The organism is Streptococcus sp. ELY_86, assembly GCF_058314495.1.
In genome coordinates, this window is record NZ_JBZFUK010000001.1 from 196,638 (window position 1) to 216,996 (window position 20,359).

General features: G+C 43.8%; 16 protein-coding genes. 3 read left to right on the forward strand and 13 right to left on the reverse strand.

Annotation, left to right across the window (positions count from 1 at the left end; translation table 11 throughout):
- Positions 1–7: 7 nt before the first annotated feature.
- The gene (gene queF / locus AC4HAN_RS00940) at positions 8–499 is read left to right on the forward strand and encodes a preQ(1) synthase (protein WP_491090594.1); all 492 of its coding nucleotides are present in this window, start codon (positions 8–10) and stop codon (positions 497–499) included.
- A gap of 472 nt (positions 500–971) precedes the next feature.
- On the forward strand, positions 972–1,958 hold the full coding sequence (locus tag AC4HAN_RS00945; RefSeq protein ID WP_491090596.1) for a hypothetical protein: 987 nt from the start codon (positions 972–974) through the stop codon (positions 1,956–1,958).
- 15 nt (positions 1,959–1,973) lie between these two features.
- Here the strand turns inward: AC4HAN_RS00945 and AC4HAN_RS00950 are convergent, their stop codons facing one another.
- The 5 genes from AC4HAN_RS00950 to gdhA all read right to left on the reverse strand — a co-directional run bounded on the left by AC4HAN_RS00950 (position 1,974) and on the right by gdhA (position 6,024).
- Positions 1,974–2,762: an ABC transporter permease subunit gene (locus AC4HAN_RS00950; protein ID WP_491090597.1), complete on the reverse strand. Its 789-nt coding sequence runs from the start codon at positions 2,760–2,762 to the stop codon at positions 1,974–1,976.
- The gene (locus AC4HAN_RS00955; protein WP_491090598.1) at positions 2,759–3,592 is read right to left on the reverse strand and encodes an ABC transporter ATP-binding protein; all 834 of its coding nucleotides are present in this window, start codon (positions 3,590–3,592) and stop codon (positions 2,759–2,761) included. Before AC4HAN_RS00955 ends, AC4HAN_RS00950 begins: the two co-directional genes overlap by 4 nt.
- On the reverse strand, positions 3,585–4,043 hold the full coding sequence (locus tag AC4HAN_RS00960) for a DUF3021 domain-containing protein (protein ID WP_491090599.1): 459 nt from the start codon (positions 4,041–4,043) through the stop codon (positions 3,585–3,587). The genes AC4HAN_RS00955 and AC4HAN_RS00960 overlap by 8 nt, the downstream gene beginning before the upstream one ends.
- Positions 4,033–4,485 (reverse strand): LytTR family DNA-binding domain-containing protein, encoded by a 453-nt coding sequence (locus AC4HAN_RS00965; protein ID WP_491090600.1) that lies wholly within the window; start codon positions 4,483–4,485, stop codon positions 4,033–4,035. The genes AC4HAN_RS00960 and AC4HAN_RS00965 overlap by 11 nt, the downstream gene beginning before the upstream one ends.
- A 189-nt stretch (positions 4,486–4,674) precedes the next feature.
- The gene (gene gdhA / locus AC4HAN_RS00970; protein ID WP_491090602.1) at positions 4,675–6,024 is read right to left on the reverse strand and encodes an NADP-specific glutamate dehydrogenase; all 1,350 of its coding nucleotides are present in this window, start codon (positions 6,022–6,024) and stop codon (positions 4,675–4,677) included.
- 275 nt (positions 6,025–6,299) lie between these two features.
- Between gdhA and AC4HAN_RS00975 the strand changes: the two genes are divergently transcribed.
- The gene (locus AC4HAN_RS00975; protein ID WP_491090603.1) at positions 6,300–6,806 is read left to right on the forward strand and encodes an HdeD family acid-resistance protein; all 507 of its coding nucleotides are present in this window, start codon (positions 6,300–6,302) and stop codon (positions 6,804–6,806) included.
- 75 nt (positions 6,807–6,881) lie between these two features.
- On the opposite strand, the gene AC4HAN_RS00980 is transcribed toward AC4HAN_RS00975, so the two are convergent.
- The 8 genes from AC4HAN_RS00980 to dapB all read right to left on the reverse strand — a co-directional run bounded on the left by AC4HAN_RS00980 (position 6,882) and on the right by dapB (position 20,349).
- Entirely contained in the window at positions 6,882–11,285 is a 4,404-nt protein-coding gene (locus tag AC4HAN_RS00980; protein ID WP_491090605.1) for a glycoside hydrolase family 70 protein, read from the reverse strand.
- A 183-nt stretch (positions 11,286–11,468) separates the two neighbouring features.
- Positions 11,469–12,389, reverse strand: coding sequence for an AEC family transporter (locus AC4HAN_RS00985; RefSeq protein WP_491090606.1), 921 nt, complete (start codon positions 12,387–12,389; stop codon positions 11,469–11,471).
- Positions 12,390–12,500: 111 nt separating this feature from the next.
- Positions 12,501–14,276: an ABC transporter ATP-binding protein gene (locus tag AC4HAN_RS00990; protein ID WP_491090607.1), complete on the reverse strand. Its 1,776-nt coding sequence runs from the start codon at positions 14,274–14,276 to the stop codon at positions 12,501–12,503.
- An 8-nt stretch (positions 14,277–14,284) separates the two neighbouring features.
- A complete protein-coding gene (locus AC4HAN_RS00995; protein ID WP_491090608.1) occupies positions 14,285–16,021 on the reverse strand; it encodes an ABC transporter ATP-binding protein in 1,737 nt (578 codons plus the stop codon).
- A 15-nt stretch (positions 16,022–16,036) separates the two neighbouring features.
- Entirely contained in the window at positions 16,037–16,513 is a 477-nt protein-coding gene (locus AC4HAN_RS01000) for a GNAT family N-acetyltransferase (RefSeq protein ID WP_491090609.1), read from the reverse strand.
- Entirely contained in the window at positions 16,513–18,381 is a 1,869-nt protein-coding gene (locus AC4HAN_RS01005; RefSeq protein ID WP_491090610.1) for an ABC-F family ATP-binding cassette domain-containing protein, read from the reverse strand. Before AC4HAN_RS01005 ends, AC4HAN_RS01000 begins: the two co-directional genes overlap by 1 nt.
- Positions 18,374–19,585, reverse strand: coding sequence for a CCA tRNA nucleotidyltransferase (locus AC4HAN_RS01010; protein ID WP_491090611.1), 1,212 nt, complete (start codon positions 19,583–19,585; stop codon positions 18,374–18,376). Before AC4HAN_RS01010 ends, AC4HAN_RS01005 begins: the two co-directional genes overlap by 8 nt.
- A complete protein-coding gene (dapB, locus tag AC4HAN_RS01015) occupies positions 19,582–20,349 on the reverse strand; it encodes a 4-hydroxy-tetrahydrodipicolinate reductase (protein WP_491090613.1) in 768 nt (255 codons plus the stop codon). Before dapB ends, AC4HAN_RS01010 begins: the two co-directional genes overlap by 4 nt.
- Between the last annotated feature and the right edge of the window lie 10 nt (positions 20,350–20,359).

A 20,359-nucleotide genomic window follows, 5' to 3' on the forward strand; every position in this document is an offset into this window, starting at 1 on the left:
TAAAAACATGTCACAAACAGAAGAAATGAAAGACTTAACTCTTTTAGGAAACCAGGAAAACAATTATAACTTTACTTATAGCCCTGAAATTTTAGAAGCCTTTGACAACCGTCACAAGGACAATGACTACTTTATTAAGTTCAACTGCCCGGAATTTACATCGCTGTGTCCCATAACTGGGCAGCCTGATTTCGCCACTATTTATCTGTCTTATATCCCTGATGAAAAGTGCGTTGAATCCAAGTCACTCAAACTCTATCTTTTCAGCTATCGCAACCACGGAGATTTTCACGAAAACTGCATCAATACCATCGGCAAAGACTTGGTTGAACTGCTGCAGCCGCGCTATCTCGAAGTTTGGGGCAAGTTCACACCGCGCGGCGGTATTTCGATTGACCCTTATTATAATTACGGCCGCCCAAACAGTAAGTATGAAGAAATGGCCCACTACCGCTTGATGAATCACGATCTCTATCCCGAAACCATCGACAACCGTTAAAATCAAAAAACAGAGCAAAATCTATTTCCAAAATTTGATTCTGCTCTGCTTTTTTTGGAACTTTAAATCTCAGCCTGCAAAGTTAATCTTTCAGACAGCAGCCTGCCAGCCTGTCTTTTCAATTACGGCAATAACAGTGCCTTGTTTTGATCCTGTCTTTTGGATCATTGGCTACTTTGCCTTCAGGAACAAATAAAAGCTAAAGCAGGCAATTTTCGATTTCACCTCAGAAAAAACACTTAAAATCACGCTATGTAACAGTGATTCTAAGTGTTTTTTTGCATTTCTTTAGCATATTCCCAAATTCTGATCCTCTATTTTTCGTTTAACATCCCCATTTGCAGCGTTTTATGCTATACTTAAACTAACAAAGAAAGCGCTTTCTAAGTTAATGGCACTCCTTCCGCCGAAAGTGACTATTTCCATCAACTGCCATAAAACTGTTAGTTGCCAATCTAAAAAGGAGACTCCTATGAAAACATTTATTAAATCTAAAGTCGGACGCATCATTCTTATCATTTTAGGGATAGCGCTGATAGCTGTACTGTTTGCAGGTGGCTACGAAGTGTTTAAATTAAGGCGCCAAAATGATTATCCAGCCTACTATGGAGCTTTAATGAACAAGCACCTTCCCTATACAGAAGCAGAAATGGACTACCTGGTCGCTGTGAAAAGGTATCAGGACCCCCTCTTCTTTAATGAGAAAGCTTATCGAAAGGCTATGAATTCTGGCACGCAGACGCTTTCCGACCGGCAGGAAAATACCCAACTGCTGAACTGGGCTGACAGCTATCAAAAGAGGAAACCGCAGGAATTAAAAGCAAATGAATCTTGGCTTCCGGGCACTGATGTTGCTGTTTCGATTCCTGAAAATTGGGAGCAGACCTATAAAGATCGGCAGGCGCCTACCGGCAACTCCGGAAAATACATGCTTATTCTCAATCATAAAGGGAATTCAGGCGCTTTCGCCTATTTTAAAATCATCGTAAATTTTAAAAGAACATATAGCTCTGTCAAAGACTATGCAGCTTCAAAGGAGGGGAAAAAATTTGCTAAAATAAACAAGTCCCAGTATGCCTTTGCCCAGGAATTAAAGAGACAGGAACAGATGCGATTTAACAGAAGTATCGATAATGTCGCTAATTCTCATAACTTAGTAAATGGATTTATTACCTATGCACCTGTCACCATTCATGGCCGAACAGTCTATGCCTATCAGCAAACTATACCTTATGCTGACGGTGAAGTTATCGAAAGTATCTACCTGTTTCAAGTCGGAGACAATATTGTATCAGCCAATTTCTACTATCGGGCTAAAGATAAGGAAAAGTTTAAAGACTCCCTAGAACAGGCCATCGCTAAAGCTCACACTTTCGAACTAGACTACATGCGAAAAGACGAGCCGAAACATCACGGTATTACCAAAAAAGAGGAGAAACGAAAGCAAGAAGAAAGGTAACCTCTGAGAGCCTGCCTAGGCACTCAAATCCTTCCTTTGATAATAAGCTGCGCTGACAATCAAGCTAATTGCAATGACAGCTCCAGCAAGAGCTAAATAGGCCGGCTGTAATTTGACCTGACTGAAGACATCTGCACCGTTAGCAAAATAGTAGGGTGTCAGGTATTTGAGAAATTCGATATCCGGTACAATGCGGCACATCATATCCATGACATAGAGCAGCAAAACCAGCCCGAGTGAGAGACCAATTTGTTTTTTACGGCTGAAAGCAGAAACTAAGAAAGCCAGGCTGGCAATTTCAATCTGCAGCAAAAAGGCTAAGGCGTGATACCTGAGAAAGAGATCATAAGAAAAGTCCAAATCAATCTGCCAGATACCAAATGCTTCCAGTCCTATAACGATCAGATTAAATATCAGCAGCATAAGAATCAGACTGATATACTTCCACATCAGGATATTCAGGCGTCCAAAAGGGAGCGTGTAGAGAAATTCACTCGTGTGCCCTTCTTCTTCCTTTGACAGACTGCTTGCTCCCATCATAGCCGCAAACATCCCTGCTCCAAGTCCGAACATCAAAACAATCTCGGTCGCAAAATAGCCGTCTAAGGTAGCAATACTTACCTTATCCATCCCCAAAGCCTTGGTCATCTCTCCCATATTAGCATAAAGAGCTGCTGTATCTGCCAGCTGATCTTCCACACTTTTGTATAAGACAATGCAGCCCCAGCAAACCGCTCCTACTGCCAAAGACCAAATGAGCAGACTTTTGACAGTCAGGTTTAATTCATGTTTTAATAAGGTCATTTAGTGTCCTCCTCATAATACTGCAAAAAGAGGTCTTCCAGCGGCGGTTCTTCAACCAGAAAATCATCTGCCTGTATGTCCATCAGACGTTCTAACAGTTCGCTGCTGGAACCTGTAAACGTAAAGGATTCTTGCTTATTATCCTTCCAGACCGTCACGCGCTTGGACTGACTGTGTGTCAGGTTTTCAATTGTATCAATTTTAAGGATTTTTCCGTCCTTGATAATAGCTGCGCGGTCGCAGTAATTTTTGATGTCAGACAGGACATGAGACGACAGAAAACACGTGCTGCCAGCTGCGCAGGCTTCTTTAACCAAACTAAAGAAACGTTCCTGCATGAGCGGATCAAGGCCTGAGGTCGGCTCATCTAAGATGAGCAGTTCCGGCTGATGCTGAAGAGCACAGACAATCCCTACTTTTTTCCGATTGCCCAGAGACAGATCCTCGATTTTCTTCTCCAGCGGTACCTCTAAAAGCCGACAGAGCCTGTCCGCTTCTTGCGAACAGTCTTTTTTTCTGGATTTAGCCGCAAAAGCAATGACTTCTTTGACTTTCATATTAGGGTAAAACATGGCTTCCGATGGCATGTAGCCGATATGTTTGAGATTTTTTACTAAAGTCCCGTATTTACCGCCAAAGAGGGTCATCTTACCTTCGCTTGCTCGGATCAATCCCAACAGACAGCGAATAGTCGTCGACTTGCCGGCACCATTGGAACCTAGAAAACCAAAGATTTCACCCTTTTTAACAGACAAGGTCACATCTTCTGCACCCATATGCTTGCCATAGTATTTTTTCAGATGCTGAATATCAATTACCGTTTCAGTCATGATGAGTTTCCTTTCCTTGTTTGTAAGTATCCAAAAGCTGATTAAGGTTCTTGCTGTCAATATGGCGCTTGATTTTATTGGCAATAAAAATAGTCAGGTATTCCAGAATCACATAGATGACAAAGCAAGCAGCTGCCAGAAGATTGCCATCAAACCAGCTCAGCCATTGCCCAATAAGGCCATAGAGGCAGGAACAAACGATTAAGCCTAACAGTTCTCTCCCTGCTAACCTATCAGCTTCATCAAAGTTTTTAAACAGAAAAACCTGAATCTGAGTGATAACATAGGCTGCAATAACCATTTCGATTAAATAATAGATATTGGCTGTTGTTCTTCCCTGCAAAAGCTGGTAAACAGCATAGAAAAAATAAACACAAAAACAATAGATAGCTGTCTTATATTCATTGGCAATTTCCTGACTTAAGAAACGTTCCCACCGCTTAGTCTTCATCTTTAATTCCCTCCTGCAAGACCTGTCTGAGTTTATTGGCGTATTTACGTGAGATAAGGACACGTTCACCATTGTCCAGAGTGGCTTCGATCCGGCCAAAGGACTGGCTGCTGAAATACTGAATCCGGTAAAGGTTGAGCACCATGGCCTTAGCACAGCGAAAGAAGCCTTTAAAAGCATAAGTGCTGACTAAGTCTTTGAGACTGTAGGCGACTTGATAGACATCTTTTTGCGTATAGGCAAAGGTTTTACTGTCAATACTCTCAAAATACAAAATATCATCCAATAAGAGGTAACGTTCACCCTGCTCACTTCTGCCGAGAATTTTCTCACGCCCTTGAGAGACTAAATCACTGATGGCCTGAACAGTGGGAGTCATTTGTCGGTAACGCACGATAACTTCTTCTTGACCATCGGAAATATGTTCTAATCGTAACTTCACTGCTTTTCTCCTTTGCGATTATTATAGCAGAAATTTAAGCAACATAAAGCCAAAGCCGGTTAAGTTGCATTTTTAGCTGATAAAATGCAAAAAGGAAGCCCTATTATGGACTTCCTTACATTTTATTGGGAGGTCAGATTTAAAATGCTCAGCCAACAGCTGCTAAACTTAAAAGCAACTGTCAATCCCTTAGACGATACCTTGTGCTGACATTGCTTCGGCCACCTTAAGGAAACCAGCAATGTTGGCACCGACAACGAGATTGCCTTCTTGGCCGAATTCTTTAGCTGCTGCTGCTGAATTTTCGTAGATACCTTTCATGATATCGTAAAGCTTAGCGTCAACTTCTTCAAATGACCAAGAAGTACGGCCGCTGTTTTGAGTCATTTCAAGAGCTGATACAGCTACACCGCCGGCATTGGCAGCCTTAGCCGGACCAAATGAAACACCGTTTTTAAGAAAGACGTCAATTGCTTCAAGTGTTGAAGGCATGTTGGCACCTTCAGAAACAGCAATCACACCGTTAGCCACAAGTGTTTTAGCTTGTTCTTCGTTAATTTCGTTTTGAGTCGCACATGGGAAAGCAAGATCGGCTTTAACGTCCCAGACAGAACCTTGGCCTGCTGCTGTAAATGCAGCATTCGGACGAGCTTCTGCATACTTAACGATACGTTCGCGTTTTACTTCTTTGATTTCTTTCAAGAGCGCAACATCAATGCCGTCCGGATCGTAAACATAGCCAGATGAATCTGACACCGTAACGGCTTTAGCACCAAGAGCTTCTAATTTTTCACAAGCATAGATGGCAACGTTACCTGCACCTGACACAAGAGCTGTTTTACCAGCGAAATCTTCGCCGCGCGCTTTAAGCATTTGTTCTGCAAAGTAAACAGCACCATAACCGGTTGCTTCGGTACGGGCAAGCGAGCCGCCCCAAGTGAGGCCTTTACCGGTCAAAACACCGGTGTATTCGTTGCGAAGGCGTTTGTATTGACCGTAGAGGTAGCCAATTTCGCGTCCGCCGACACCGATATCACCGGCAGGAACGTCTGTATCTGCACCGATATGCTTGCTGAGTTCAGTCATAAAGCTTTGGCAGAAGCGCATGATTTCATTGTCTGATTTGCCTTTAGGGTCGAAGTTTGACCCACCTTTACCACCGCCGATCGGCTGACCGGTCAGTGAATTTTTAAAGATTTGCTCGAAACCAAGGAATTTAACGATAGATTGGTTTACAGATGGGTGGAAACGAAGTCCGCCTTTGTATGGTCCGATAGCTGATGAGAACTGTACACGGAAACCGCGGTTAACTTGAACCTTCCCTTTGTCATCAACCCATGGTACACGGAAAGATACGATGCGTTCGGGTTCTGCCAAACGTTCCAAAAGATTTTCCTCGATATATTGTGGGTATTTATCAAAAACCGGCACCAGAGATTCAAAGACTTCTTCAACTGCCTGAAGAAACTCTGCTTCGTGTCCGTTTTGCGCCTTAACTTTTTCAAATACGCTGGCAACGTATTCTTTACCTGTCGTCATAATGCATTCCTCCGAAATTGAGTTTGGTAATTTTTATTACGTAAAATATTATAAATTTTCTGAATTTTCTTGTCAAGTCTTTTTTGCTATTTTTTTGAAAAAATCAGCTTTTTATGTTATATAATCTAACATCACATGAAATTTATGCCTTTTTAGCCTCATGTTCCGCTAAAATATCCCACCTGACAGCCGAACGATTTTAATAATCACAGATTTTTGACAAGACGTCTCCTATTTTATACAATTAAGAATAAACGCTTTAAGGAGTTTTTCATATGAAATGGTTTACGCTTACTTCAGGAGTTTTAACACTCTTAATCGGTTTTTGGATTTTTGCTAATCCACTGGTTGTAACAGCTTCAATCGGCTGGCTGCTGGCACTGGTCATTTTCTTCGTAGGGATCACCGGTTTTATTGATTATATGTCAAAATCAGGGGAAGAACGTAATATTTGGAATTTGCTGCAGAGTATTATTTCCATTATCTTTGGTTTTATCCTCTTAACGTCCTCCATTTTTTCACTGACAACAGCAGTTGTCACCATTGCTGCTTACTGGATTTTGGTCATTGGTATCCTGCGTCTGATTTCTGCCTATCGTCTTAAAAAGATAGGATTTCCTGATACCAGACGTCTTCTGATCAGCGGTATTTTCGCCTGTCTTTTAGGACTTATTCTGCTTGGACAGCCTCTGCTGTCGTCTGCTATCATCGGCCGTTTTGTTGCCCTTCTTTTGATGGCAACCGGTATTTCAAGTATTTTTGTTTTTCTGCGGCTGCCTTAACCATTTGACTTCACAGCAAATCAGCATCAATAGACAGAACAAAGACTGGAACGAAAGTTCCAGCCTTTTTATCTGCTATAAGTAGCGTGCAATACCCCAGCGGTTAATACCAATTCTTCTGCCATTTGCTAAGGTAATAAGTCTATTGTACACCATGCTGCCGCTGTCTTTATCGTAATAGCGGAGCAGTCCCCAGCCATCATAAGCGACGTCACCTTTAACCTGCTTGCCGTCTCTGTTAAAGAAGAGGCGCTGATTATTGATGTACTGACTACCTCTTACGGCTGTGCCGTCTGAGCCCAGATAGTACCAATTGCCGTCCTTATCAGCTTCGAAGCGATTGGTTTGCAGTTGGCCTGAGTCCGCATGGTAATAGCGGATTCTGCCATTATCGTTTACAAAGTCTCCCTTGACTTGCTTGCCGTCATTGCCAAAATAGAGCTGCTGGCCGTTGATTGTTTGGCTGCCTGTCACGGCTGTGCCATCTGAGCCAAAGTAATACCAATTATTTTGACTGTCTGTTGCAAAAATATTGTGCGCCAGCTCTCCGGAATCTGCGAGATAATAGTAGAGCTTGCCATCATTATCAGTGATGATCTTTCCTTTGACTTGTTTGCCGTCTTGGTCAAAGTAATACGATTTACCGTCAATTGTTTGAGCACCCGTCACGGCTGTGCCGTCTGCTCCAAGATAGTACCAGTCACCATTGCTGTCGTTGGCAAAACGATTGACTGCCATATTGCCGGAACCATCGTCAAAATAGCGTTTTTTGCCATCGGCATCCGTTATCCATTCACCCTTGACTTGATAGCCGTTTTGATCAAAGTATTGCGTGTTGCCATTGATTGTTTGCAAACCGACCGCCATAACGCCGTTTGCATCAAAGTAACGCCATTTAGTATCTCCCTCAAAGGAATAATAGTCATTGCTGAAACGATTGCCCAGACGGCCAAAGTAATTTTTAGTGCCGTCAGCATTTTCTAAGATGGCTTCACGCAGCTGAACCCCGTTCGGCAGGAAGTACTGCACTTCATTGTTCAAATGCTGCAGACCATAAACCATATGCCCGTTATTATCGAAATAATACCAGTTGCCTTTGGCATCCTGAACAAAGCTGTTTTTAGCTTGATAGCCGCTGCTTGAATAGAAGGTCACACCGCTGCCGTCATTGACAAAGCCTGTTAAAGCTTCTTGGTTAGTCAGCTGTTTTGGCAGATAGGTTTCCTCACCATCCAAAGTAAAGTACTTATCGCTGGCTGCATCTTTAAGGACATAGCCGACACCGCGTCCCAAAATATTGGTACCGTTGAAGTACTTGGCCTGCCACTCGGTAATCTTTTCGCTCGGATCTAATTTTTGACCGTTCGAAATTTGAGTCCGTTCAAAGATGCTAGGATACTTGGCTGTCAGCTCGTCTAAGAAAGCGCCGCCGTATTTAGCCTGATAATCATCGCCATTCGTTTTGGTATTGGCCAAGTAAAGGGAATCCTTAATTTCAGAATCGTGGCGATACTCACCGTAATCATTAACACGGGTCGCAGTCACAACTTCTCTGCCCGGAAGATTGTAAATTTGATCCGGAACCCAATCGGCAATGACTTGAATACCATTGCGGTGCAGAGCCTTAAGGGCATCAATCATATCCTGCTGAGAACCGTATTTATTGTTCTTACTCATGGCAAGGTCATAGCGGTCTTCAAAAGCATAACCATTTAAAATGATTGAATCCAGGAAAGACCCGTCTTCAGAAGACACATACTGCGGTGCCATTTCAAAGGAGGTCACACCCCAAGACTTGAACAAATCAACATTTTGAGCAATTAATTTATTGGTATACTCAGAATCCTCGGTAACGAAGTCTTGGAAGTTTGAAAAGCCTTCATAGATTAACTGCGAATCCAGAGCACTTGAAGAATTGTAAACCTGTCCGTCAGCGTTTGCCTTATCGCTCGCTGCCACACGGACATCCTGATCTTCCCCTGCTCCTACCGGTACCCAAACAGCCAGATAGCCTGATACCTGCGGATTAAGATAACCTTGAATGTCTGACGCATCAAAAATGAGTTCGCCGTTTTCATTTGTCTTACGGTAAAGCGATTTAGCAGCATCATCAGATGCATAAGCTGCAAGTCCGTCTGCAGTTGTTAAAATAAGCGGACGATACTCTTGATTTTTGTGAGCTGCCCCCATGTTTACAACTACTTTGTCGTTGGCATTGAGTTTCAGACTTGGGTTATTGCTGGTAATAACAGCCATACCTTGGGTCTTAGTGGCTTCATTGCCGCTGTCAGATGCTTCATTTGCTCCTGTACCGTAGCGCACAGATGTTAAGACACCGGTGTAATCCCAATCCATATTGGACTTGTCACCTTCAACATAGGTAATCTTCATATCCTGACCGCCGGCTGCATACTTGATGCGTGCTTTCATCAAGGTCTCAATAGCGTCGTAATACGGTGACTTAGTAGCCATGTACTGGCCGTCGTCAGTGTACATATCCCCATAGTAAACACGGGTGATGGAGTCCTTATTGGACAGCATCAAAGCGTAGGCTGTCGGAATATTAGACTGAGTATATTTCTTATTAGCCTTGCGCATGTCTTCATTATAAATCTTGAAAGCCTGTTTCAGCTCATCCAAAGTAAAGGTTAAGCCATCCGTATTAGGATTGATATTGTCCTTGATAATTTTGGCAATAACAGTCTGAACTTCACTGTCATGAGCTCGGATAAAGATATAATTGGCCATGCGTTCGCTGTTTTTGCCCTCGGCTGAGCGGTCATTCAAGCTGTTTGTAATGACAGATTCCAAGCCGCTGCGGACATTGCTTTTATCACTGGCATCTTTTTCAAGAGGACGAGCCAGAGCATAAAGGAGTGACAGGCGAAGCTTGTTGTCAATCGGCAGCTGTGCTCCGTAAGTATCTTTGTTGTACTGCGGGTCATTATCTGACCAAGCTTCTAAGATAGACAAATGATCAAGAGCGTTTTTCTCGCTCTTATCTACGCCGTAATAAGCCTTGAAATAATCTGATGCAATCTGCAGCAAATCAGCATTAACATTATCAACGGCATCAATCCGAACACCGTCAAAATTGGCTTCAGGATCATTGGCTACAATAGAACCGTAATTCATTAAATAATGAAGCCAGTTGAGCTGCTCTGCCTGAACAGCAGGGTTGGAATTGTCAATATCATTTGCCAGAAGAAATTCATAGCCGCCCATAGAATTATCATCAAAATACTTTTGTTCCCCTGTCTGACTGGTCGGTGTGCGGTTCAGCAAACGGTAGTCAGAATCAGCATGAGGCGTGCGTTCATCATTGACGTAGAGAAGAGCTCCGCCCTGAAGGTGGTCTTTTTCACCGGCTGAAGTATCTGATTCGGTCTCAATATTCCAGTTGGACTGGGTTTTAACAAAACTGTTAATAATGTCACGCAGCCACTGCGTCTGCTGAGTTTGTGAAATTTTAGCTTCAATCTTTGCCTGAACTTCCTGTGCAGCTAAGTTCAGACTTTCCTGACTGCTGTCAGCTGTATAGGCAGTCTCTGTTCCCAGCCCCTGCTCATTCATATAGTTCAGATAATCCACCTGAGTTTGCTTGTCAGGCCACCAGGACATGAGCAGCGGGCGAAGATCTGATTCGGTCGATGCTGTCCAAGTCTTGCCGTCTTTCAGGATATCTTTGGGACGGTACCAAGAGTCCGCAGTTACATAATTATCAACTGTTTCAAGGCTGTTTTTTTCAAAATTAACGATTTGATTGTGCGGTGTGTACTCATTATTTAAAGATGTCAGGCCTTGAGTAAACTGATACTGTGCCGTATCTGACAGAGCTCCGGTTTCTTTATCAAAGAAAAGTGTTTGCCCGTCAACCGTTAGAGCAAAATTCTTTTTGACCTGACCGTCTGAGTCAATATAATAATACTTGCCATCAATCTTTTTAACATTTGGAATAGCTGATAAATCAGCGTCACTTAAGGTTTTTGTTTGATTTTGTTCAGCTGTCTGAGCGGCTGTCACACGCTCGCCGGACGTTTGAACTGTAGCTTCTCTTGTTGTCTCTTGTGCTTCTGAGCTTACGGTTTGTTGCTGACTCTGAGCCGGCAGTTCTGCTTCAGTAGTTTCTTGAACAGCAGTGTTTTGACTCTGTGTTTGATCCTCTGGAGCTTCAGTAACCGTTTCGGTGCTCTGCTCTTGAGGCTGTTGGGATTCCTGCTCAGTGACCTGTGTCTGCTGTTCAGTAACCTGTGCTTGGCTGCTTTCTGCTGCAGACTGAGCAGTTTCAGAAGTCTCTGCTGTACTGTCAGTCTGGCTTTGCTGAGTAACAACCACCTGATTGTTCGGTGTCTGTTCAGCCTCTGCCGATACGGATACATCCAGCGCTGCGCTGCCCAAAGTAAGCAAGCTGGATGCAATCGCAACTGTCACCCAGTGTTTTTTCACTTTGCGCATTTTATAACGTAGTTTCGTTTCCATAAAAAATCCTCCTTTTATTAGTTCAACATTATAACTTCATATTCCTATAAAACTGATGACGTTAGGATTACAAACTCCTTTCTTTGTTTTTCTAACTGATTAAGGCAAAAACCCGGAAATAATTTTTAACAGAAATATAATTTTTCTATAAACAATAAAAAATCCAGTCAAGCGACTGAATTTTTACAGATATAAAAGACTTGCAAGTGTCATATTTATCGGTATGGAAACAAGTGACAAAATCGTTGTTAAAAGTACCAAGCGCGAGCCGTATTCATAATCGCCGCCGTAAACCTGACTGAGCAGGGCAGCATTCATAGCTGTTGGCGAACAAGAGGCGATGGTCAGCGCCAGCTTCATGTCATAGGCATCTACCGGTAAGAGCCAGATGAGAACGATACTGACCAAAGACGTCACAAACAGCCGCAAAAAGGCAGTGTAGTAGGCTGGTCTGTACAAAAAAATTTCCTTAAAGTCAGCCTTGTAGAAATAAGAGCCCAGTACCAAAGTTGATAAAGGCGTATTTAATTTAGCGATTGTTTCGATAGCACCAGTAATGACTTGGGGCAAATCATAGGGTATACTGAAGAAAAAGAGCCCGATAACCGTTGCAATCATGGCAGGATTGATAAACAAGGAACGCCAATTAATAACGTTTTTATCTCTGGCAATGAGATAGAGCCCATAGGTCCACTGCATAATCTGATTGGCAACGACAAATCCTGAGATGAAAAAGACCGCATTGGTACCGCCTACAGCTTCCGCTAAAGGCGTTCCCATAAAACCGACATTGGCAAATAAGGTCGCATACCGATCCATATTACGATCGTCAGCCAGCATAAATTTTACCAGAAAAATCCGAGTGATTAGGAGGAAAAAGGCTGAACCAATCATGATCAAAAGCAGACTCAGCCGTTTGACAGAAAATTCCTGACTGATAAAAGAAGAAACAAACAAACTCGGTGCAACATAAGTTGTCAGAAGTTTTGATAATTTAAAGGTAACATCCTTGGTAAAAATGTCCTTATGCGCTAAAAATGTTCCTGCCCCCATAATCAAAAAAAGCACGACTAATTTTTGAAAAACCAAACTTGCAATGGCCATAAAAGCTCCTTTCATTCTGCTTTTGCCTTATTATAACATGATCTCGTAAAAATAAGAGAAAGATCAAAGAAATTAGTTGTAATCCCCGTTTTCAAACGAAGCGTTTAGCGGCTAAGCTTCTGCTTGCTTGCTGAACTGGCTCATATAAAGGTCATAATAGAAACCTCTGTCAGCCAAGAGACTTTGATGATTTCCCTGCTCAATGATTTGTCCGTCTTTTAAAACAAGAATCTTGTCAGCCTCCTGAATGGTTGAAAGACGGTGGGCAATCACAAAGCTGGTCCTGCCTTCCATGAGCTTATTCATCGCTTTTTGAATCAGCAGTTCTAAACGTGTGTCAACAGATGAGGTTGCTTCATCCAAAATGAGAATTTTGGGGTCGGCCAAAAGAGCACGCGCAATGGTTAAGAGCTGTTTTTGCCCCAACGAAATGTTGCTGGATTCCTGATTCATTTCCATATTGTAGCCGCCGGGCAGTGTTCGAATAAAGTGATCGACATTGGCTGCTTTTGCGGCTTCAATAATGTCCTCATCGCTGGCATCGAGATTGCCAAAACGCAGATTTTCTTTAATGGTTCCCTCGTAGAGCCAGGCATCCTGCAGGACCATGCCAAACTGCTGGCGGTAGTCCTGACGGGAAAGATGGCGGATATCATGTCCGTCAACCTCAATAGACCCTTGAGTGACATCATAAAAACGCATCAAAAGATTAATCAGGGTCGTCTTACCGGCACCTGTCGGACCGACAATAGCAACCATTTCACCCGGTTTAACTTCCAGACTAAAGTGGCGGATAAGCGGTTTATCCGGTGTGTATTGGAAAGAGACATCCCGAAAGCTGACCTGCCCGGTCAAATTCTGTTCCAGTTTTTCACTTACCTGGCTGACTTCATTTTCTTCATCCAAAACTTCAAAAATACGCTCCAGTGATGATTTGGCACTCTGCAGAACACCAGACAGCTGCGTGATGGTCTGAATGGGCTGGCTGACCTGCCAAATATATTGCACAAAAGCCTGCAGGTTGCCGATAGTCAGCTTGCCTGCCAGAACCTGTAAGCCGCCAACGACTGCAACAATCAGATAAGCCCCGTCTGAAATGGCATTGAGCACCGGCATCATAATACCTGAAATAAAACTAGCTTTAAAGCCGACATTGCGCAGATTTTCTGTAATATCACGAAAATCCGCTGCAGACGCTTCTTCACGGCCATAGAGTTTGATAACATTGAAACCCGTCAGATTTTCCTGGACAAAACCGTTCATATCTCCCAGAGCATTGGCTTGCTTTTTGAAATAAGGCTGGGATTTTTTCAAAATAAAACGGGCACTGAAATAAGTCAGGGGAATGCAGGCAATCACAATCATGGCCAAAGGCAGATTGAGATAGAGAACCATGGCAATCACAAGAATAATGGTCAAAAAGGCATTGATAATCTGCAGAAAACTCTGCTGCAGGGCATTTGAGACGGTTTCAACATCATTGGTAAAGCGCCCCAGCATATCTCCGAATTGGTGTCTGTCAAAATAAGCGACAGGAATTTTGTTGATTTTTTCGCTCAGATCCTGACGCAGATCACGGATACTTTTCTGCACAACATTGGTCATGAAATAGTTGGAACCGTAAGAACCGATACTGTAAAGCAGCCCGCGCAGAAAATAGAGCAGCAAAATTCCAAAAATATACCCGGTATTGATATGAGCTCCTTTGACACCTCGGGCCATATCGAGCAAATTGGCTGTCAGCTCTGTCATCACAAGGCCTAAAATGAAGGGCTCAAGAACATTCATAACAGAGCTGAGAATTTTAAGAAAAATGGCAAGAAAAAGCGAACTTTTATAATTTTTTAAATAGTGCCATAAGCGAAGAAAAACATTTTTATCTTTCATAAGCCCTCCTAACCTTCTGCCAAACGTTGACTGTCAAGCTGTGAATTGGCGATTTCACGGTAAATCTCATTGGACTTCAGCAGCTCGTCATGAGTGCCCCGGCCGACAATCTCACCTTCGTCCAAGACAATAATCTGATCAGCATTCATAATGGTTCCGACGCGCTGGGCAACGATCAGCACGGTAGCATCGCCTGTTATTTCTTTCAGGCGGGATCTCAGCTGAGCATCTGTCTTATAATCCAAGGCTGAAAAAGAATCATCAAAAATATAGATATCCGGCTCCTTAACTACTGCCCGAGCGATCGATAAGCGCTGTTTCTGGCCGCCTGAGAGGTTGCTGCCGCCTTCAGCCAGATGGGTATCAAATTTTTCCTTTCGGCTTTCAATAAATTCCTTAGCCTGCGCCACATCAGCAGCTGAGTGCAGCTCAGCCAGAGTCGCATCTTCTTTCCCGTACTTAAGATTCTCACCGATGGTTCCGGTAAAAAGCAAGGCTCGCTGCGGAATAAAGCCGATTTTCTGACGCAGAGCCTTTAGGTTGTAATCGCGGACATCAACGCCGTCAACCAGAATTCTGCCCAGTGTCACATCATAAAAGCGCGGAATCAGATTGACCAGCGATGATTTCCCGGACCCTGTACTGCCAATAAAGGCGACAGTTTCGCCCGGACCGACTTTAAAACTGATATCATGCAAGACAGGACTTTCCGTCTCTCCGGGATAGGCAAAGGTCACATTGTCGAACTCCAAATAGCCCTTGCTTTGCGTTTCAGTAATCCCATTTTCATTGGGATTGATGGAAATAGGCATGGCCATCACTTCCTGAATCCGTTTGCTGGATACAACCATCCGCGGATACATGGTAAAAATATTAGCAAACATCAAAAAAGAAAAGAGAGCATGAAAACTGTATTCAATGAAGGCAAGCAGATCCCCAATCTTAATCTCAGACTGCTTTAGAGGCTCCAGTGAAAAGTAAACAATAGCCACAATCATAATGACGATAATTTGTACAAACAGAGCTTCCGTCAGACCGGTTAATTTAAAGAGCCGGCTGGAGGTATTTTCATAAGTGTTATTCTTAAGCGCAAACCGCTCCTCCTGATAAGCCTCGCGGGCAAAAGCACGGATAACCCTGAGGCCGGTCAGATTTTCACGCACATACTGATTCACCTTGTCCAGCGTATTTTGCTGCTTCTCAGACAAGGGGCGTGTTTTTGCTGCCACGTAATAAACAACCAGAATTAAAAAGGGGATGGCAACAACGACAACCCAAGCCAATGATGCGCTGGTCAAAAGAACCATGACAACGCTGGAAATCATCATCAGAGGGGTCACAATCCCCATTCGCAGGGACATTTCAGCAAACTGCATCAGCACAAAAGCGTCACTGGTCATACGGGTCACCAGCGATGCAACACCGATTTTTTCATATTCGTGATGGGAATACTGCTGCAGCTTGTCATACATATCATTGCGCATGTCACGAATCATAGTCGTTGTCAGCCTGCCCGAAGCATAGGCCAGTGTGATCCGCCCTGCTATCCCCAGCAAAACAATGACAAACATAACAGCGGCCCAAAAATAAAGAGCCTTTTTATCAGCCGGTGTAATTCCCTGGTCAATCATTCGAGCCAAAGCTGTTGGCAGCCCTAAATTCACCACAACAAATAAAAAAGCCCCTAAAACGTCCAATATCAGCCATTTAGGATACTTTTTCAAATAAGACCAAATATAAGCCATATCCTCTCCTTTTTCTTATAAATCTTTTATCATCCAAACATCCATGGCCTCATGCGAAGCGCCAAAAGACAAGGGGGCATCTAAATTGACAAAACCGAAATGCTCATAAACTTTAAGAGCCTGCTTGAGTACCTGCGAACTTTCAAGGTAGATTTTAGTGAAGCCTGCTTTTTTAGCCTCCTGAAAAATGTGTCTCATTAGAAGGCCGGCGATACCCTTGCCGCGGCAAGACTCATCGACATATAATTTTTGCAGCTCCGCCGTTCCCTCAAAAACCGGCGCAAAGCCGCCCACTCCCACGATATTATGATGGCTGTCCTCTGCAAGAAAATAAGCAGCTCTCGGGTGGCAGTTATAATAAGCGCTCAGCTGATCTAACTGAGGATCAAAATAGGCAGTGCCCTTAACAGCCAAACCTTCTTTTTCCAAAATTTTCCTAATCAGCTGAGCCACTGCCCGATTATCCCTTTGCTCAATAGGTCTTATTAACATCACTTCTCCAACTCACTCAGGTATTCGTAGCGTTCGTACTTTTCCAGCAGCTGCTCATTCAGCTCATCAAGCTCACTCTGCAAAGCCGCCAGCTGACCATAGTCACTGGCATTTTCCTGCATTTTGTTTTCAATGTCTTCGATTTGCTTTTCCAGCGCAGCTATGTCCTCTTCAATAGTATCCCACTCTTTTCTTTCAAAGTAAGACATGCGCTGCTTTTCTGTTTTCACTTTTTCAGCCTTAGGCTTTGCTGCTTTTTGCAGCATGGAAGAGCTGGATTTTTCAAACTCTTTTTCATCTAGATAGTCGGTGTAATTGCCAAAAAACGTACGGATACCGCCGCCTTCAAAAGCAAGAATTTTATTGGCCACCTTATCCAAAAAGTAACGGTCATGACTGACCGTAATGACAGGTCCACTAAAGTTTTGAAGAAAACTTTCAAGTACCGTCAAAGTAGCGATATCAAGGTCATTGGTCGGCTCATCCAAAAGTAAGACATTGGGCTTTTCAATGAGGATTTTTAGAAGGTAAAGTCGCTTTTTTTCACCGCCCGACAGCTTGGAAATAAGTGTCCCGTGACTTGATCTGGGAAAGAGAAACTGCTCCAGCAGATCTGTGACGCTGCTGCTTCCACCAACTGTTTTAACTTCGTCTGCAGCTTCCTGCAAATAATTAATAAGCCGCTTGCTCTCATCCATTCCCTTAATCTGCTGCGAAAAATAGCCAATGCGAACCGTCTCCCCAGTAATAAGCTGCCCGGAATCCGGCTGTAAATCACCGTTAATCAGATTCAGCAGGGTTGATTTACCCACGCCGTTGTCACCGACAATGCCAATTCTGTCTTTATTTTGAATAAGCAGATGAAAATGCGACAGGATGGGCTTATCCGGAAAAGCAAAACCAACATCTTCAAAAGAAATGACTTTCTTGCCGATACGGCTGGTTTCAAAATTAATAGCCAAATCGGCAGTCTCAGCATTGCCTCTTACATCAGCTTTTAAATCCTTGAAGCGGTTAATCCGAGCCTGCTGCTTGGTTGCTCTGGCCTGCGGCTGTCTGCGCATCCACGCAAGCTCCTGCTTATAAAGCTGCCGTTTTTTATGCCGGGAAGCTGCCTCACGTTCATCCTGCTCAGCGCGAAGACGGACATAATCCTGATAATTTCCCTGATATTCTGACAAATGCGCCCTGTCCAATTCAAAAATACGGGTAGCCACATTATCCAAAAAATACCGGTCATGGGTAATAAACAGCACTGTCCTGCGGCTGCTCTTCAGATAGTTCGTCAGCCAGGCAATTGTATCAATATCCAAATGGTTGGTCGGTTCATCCAAAAGCAGCAAATCTGCTTCAGCCAAGAGGACCTGTGCCAGCTGAACCCGGCGGCGCATGCCGCCGGACAGCTGACTGATCAGCTGAGCGGTATCATGAATACCTAACTGAGACAGCACCGTCTTTACTTCGCTTTCAATGGTCCAGGCATCCAGGGAATCCATCTCTGCCATAATTTTTTCAAGACGCACCTGATTTTCTTCCTTGTAGTCAGCCATGAGGCTTTCATATTCCTTAATCAGCACCATCTCCCGCAAGTCAGAAGAAAGCACCGTATCCAAGACAGTCTTGCTGTCGTCAAAGTCCGGTTCCTGCATCAGATAAGCGATTTTGTAGTCATTTTTCTTAAAAAAAGGTGATTTATCCCCATCAAAACCCAGCCTGCCTGAAAGAACATCTAAAAGCGTAGTCTTTCCGGTCCCATTGACCCCAATAATACCAATGCGGTCCAGATCATGGATAATAAAGGAAATATCCCGAAAAACCGTTTTATCACCGACAGTCTTGCTCAATCCGTCAACTAAAAAATCACTCACGCTCCAGTTCCTTTCTGACAAAATCCAAAACAGCTTCTCGCTTATTTTCCAAATCACCCGCTACAATGAGCATCTCAATTTGATTCAAGAGTTTGCCGAGTTTTGGCCCCGGCTTAAGTGCGAATTCTGCTATCAAATCGCCACCTTTGACCACAATGTCATGCTTATCATGGATAGCGAGATCAGCATTGAGGCTTCTGATACGCTCCATATCAACAGCAAGACCCTGTGCCTGACGAAGCTCTTCTGCAAGCAGCATCAGTTCCTTACCGTAACGATAGACATCGGCCTTATCCGGCTGTCTGTTTTGGCGCAAATCATAGATAGCCAGAATTTTCTCTACCGTCTTTTGAAAATGATTGGCCGTTTTCCATTGCTTTAAAAAAGACTTGGGGTTTTTAATTTCCAGATACAAAAGCACCGCCGCCCAGGCCTGCTCAGATGTCAAAAACCTAAAATTTTCCGGCAGATCGCTTAACAGCCGCTGCCAGTTCTCAGCAGAATCTGCAAGCAAAGGCAGGTGATTATAAGCCTGACTGGCAAGCAGGTAAGCAATCCCCTTACGCCAAAAAGGAGCCTGCAGCAGCTTATCAAACTCAATAAAAGAGCGCTCTACAGAAATTTTTTCCAATAAGGGCGCATGTTCTTTCATGGCAGCAAAGGTTTCTTCTTCAATGTCAAAATCAAGATTGGCAGCAAATCGCAAACCTCTCATAATCCGCAGAGCATCTTCGTTAAAGCGCTCAGCAGCATTGCCGACCGCCCGCAGCCGCCTTTGCTTCAAATCTGCCAAGCCGTTAAATTTATCAATAACATTGGACTGTTCATCGAGAGCAAAGGCATTGATGGTAAAATCGCGGCGCTTTAAGTCCTCTTCCAAAGAGCGCACGAAAGACACCTGACTGGGTCTGCGGTAATCCACATAGACATCCTCCGTCCGAAAGGTCGTGACTTCATACTCATGACCGTTCTCTAAAACCAATACAGTACCGTGCTCAATACCGACATCTACCGTCCGCGGGAAAATCTTCTTAGTTTCTGCAGGGTAGGAGCTGCTGGCGATATCGACATCATGAATGGGATGTCCCAGCAAAGCATCGCGCACGCTTCCGCCTACAAAATAGGCTTCAAAACCGGCCGCTTTAATTTTCTCCAATACTGGCAAAGCCTCCTGAAATTCAGAAGGCAGATGTTTTAATTTCATAGTAAATGTTCCAAACCGTAAACGAGCTGCTCTCGTTTCATTACTTCTTTAATCCCTAAGTTGACACCGCTCATGAACGAAATACGATCATAAGAGTCATGGCGAAGAGTCAGCCCCTCACCCTGTGCACCAAAAATCACTTCTTGGTGGGCAACAAGTCCCGGCAGGCGGACACTGTGGATTCTAAAACCGTCAAATTCGGCACCGCGCGCACCAGCCAGTGTCTCTTCTTCATCTTCAGCTCCTTGTTTTTTATAGGTACGGGCTTCACGGATGAGTTCAGCTGTTTTGACAGCCGTTCCGCTTGGTGCATCTTTTTTCTTATCGTGGTGCAGCTCAATAATTTCCACATCAGGGAAATACTTGGAGGCTTTGGCTGCAAATTCCATCAGTAAAATAGCCCCAATGGCAAAATTAGGCGCAATCAGGCCGCCCAATTTTTTATCAGCAGACAGCGCTGTCAGTTCGGCAATCTGTTCTTCGGTAAAGCCTGTCGTTCCAACAACCGGACGAAAGCCGTTTTCCAAAGCAAAGCGGGTGTTCTCATAAGCGACTTTAGGCATGGTGAAATCTACCCAGACATCGGCATCAAAACCAACCAAGTCGGCCTTATCCGTGAAGACAGGAACCCCGTCAAGATCTTTTTCGCCGGCAAAAGGATCCAGCAAAGCAGCCAACTGGAGCTCACTGTCGCCTTTAACCATATCTACGGCTGTTGAACCCATTCTTCCCTTAAAACCTGCTACAATAACTTTTATACTCATTTTTTTCTCC

What these genes read in the sequence shown, in the direction of transcription:
- queF (WP_491090594.1), top strand. Translation starts at nt 8, where the DNA reads ATGTCACAAACAGAAGAAATGAAAGACTTAACTCTTTTAGGAAACCAG.
- AC4HAN_RS00945 (WP_491090596.1), top strand. Translation starts at nt 972, where the DNA reads ATGAAAACATTTATTAAATCTAAAGTCGGACGCATCATTCTTATCATT.
- AC4HAN_RS00950 (WP_491090597.1), bottom strand. Translation starts at nt 2,762, where the DNA reads ATGACCTTATTAAAACATGAATTAAACCTGACTGTCAAAAGTCTGCTC.
- AC4HAN_RS00955 (WP_491090598.1), bottom strand. Translation starts at nt 3,592, where the DNA reads ATGACTGAAACGGTAATTGATATTCAGCATCTGAAAAAATACTATGGC.
- AC4HAN_RS00960 (WP_491090599.1), bottom strand. Translation starts at nt 4,043, where the DNA reads ATGAAGACTAAGCGGTGGGAACGTTTCTTAAGTCAGGAAATTGCCAAT.
- gdhA (WP_491090602.1), bottom strand. Translation starts at nt 6,024, where the DNA reads ATGACGACAGGTAAAGAATACGTTGCCAGCGTATTTGAAAAAGTTAAG.
- AC4HAN_RS00975 (WP_491090603.1), top strand. Translation starts at nt 6,300, where the DNA reads ATGAAATGGTTTACGCTTACTTCAGGAGTTTTAACACTCTTAATCGGT.
- AC4HAN_RS00980 (WP_491090605.1), bottom strand. Translation starts at nt 11,285, where the DNA reads ATGGAAACGAAACTACGTTATAAAATGCGCAAAGTGAAAAAACACTGG.
- AC4HAN_RS00985 (WP_491090606.1), bottom strand. Translation starts at nt 12,389, where the DNA reads ATGGCCATTGCAAGTTTGGTTTTTCAAAAATTAGTCGTGCTTTTTTTG.
- AC4HAN_RS00990 (WP_491090607.1), bottom strand. Translation starts at nt 14,276, where the DNA reads ATGAAAGATAAAAATGTTTTTCTTCGCTTATGGCACTATTTAAAAAAT.
- AC4HAN_RS00995 (WP_491090608.1), bottom strand. Translation starts at nt 16,021, where the DNA reads ATGGCTTATATTTGGTCTTATTTGAAAAAGTATCCTAAATGGCTGATA.
- AC4HAN_RS01000 (WP_491090609.1), bottom strand. Translation starts at nt 16,513, where the DNA reads ATGTTAATAAGACCTATTGAGCAAAGGGATAATCGGGCAGTGGCTCAG.
- AC4HAN_RS01010 (WP_491090611.1), bottom strand. Translation starts at nt 19,585, where the DNA reads ATGAAATTAAAACATCTGCCTTCTGAATTTCAGGAGGCTTTGCCAGTA.
- dapB (WP_491090613.1), bottom strand. Translation starts at nt 20,349, where the DNA reads ATGAGTATAAAAGTTATTGTAGCAGGTTTTAAGGGAAGAATGGGTTCA.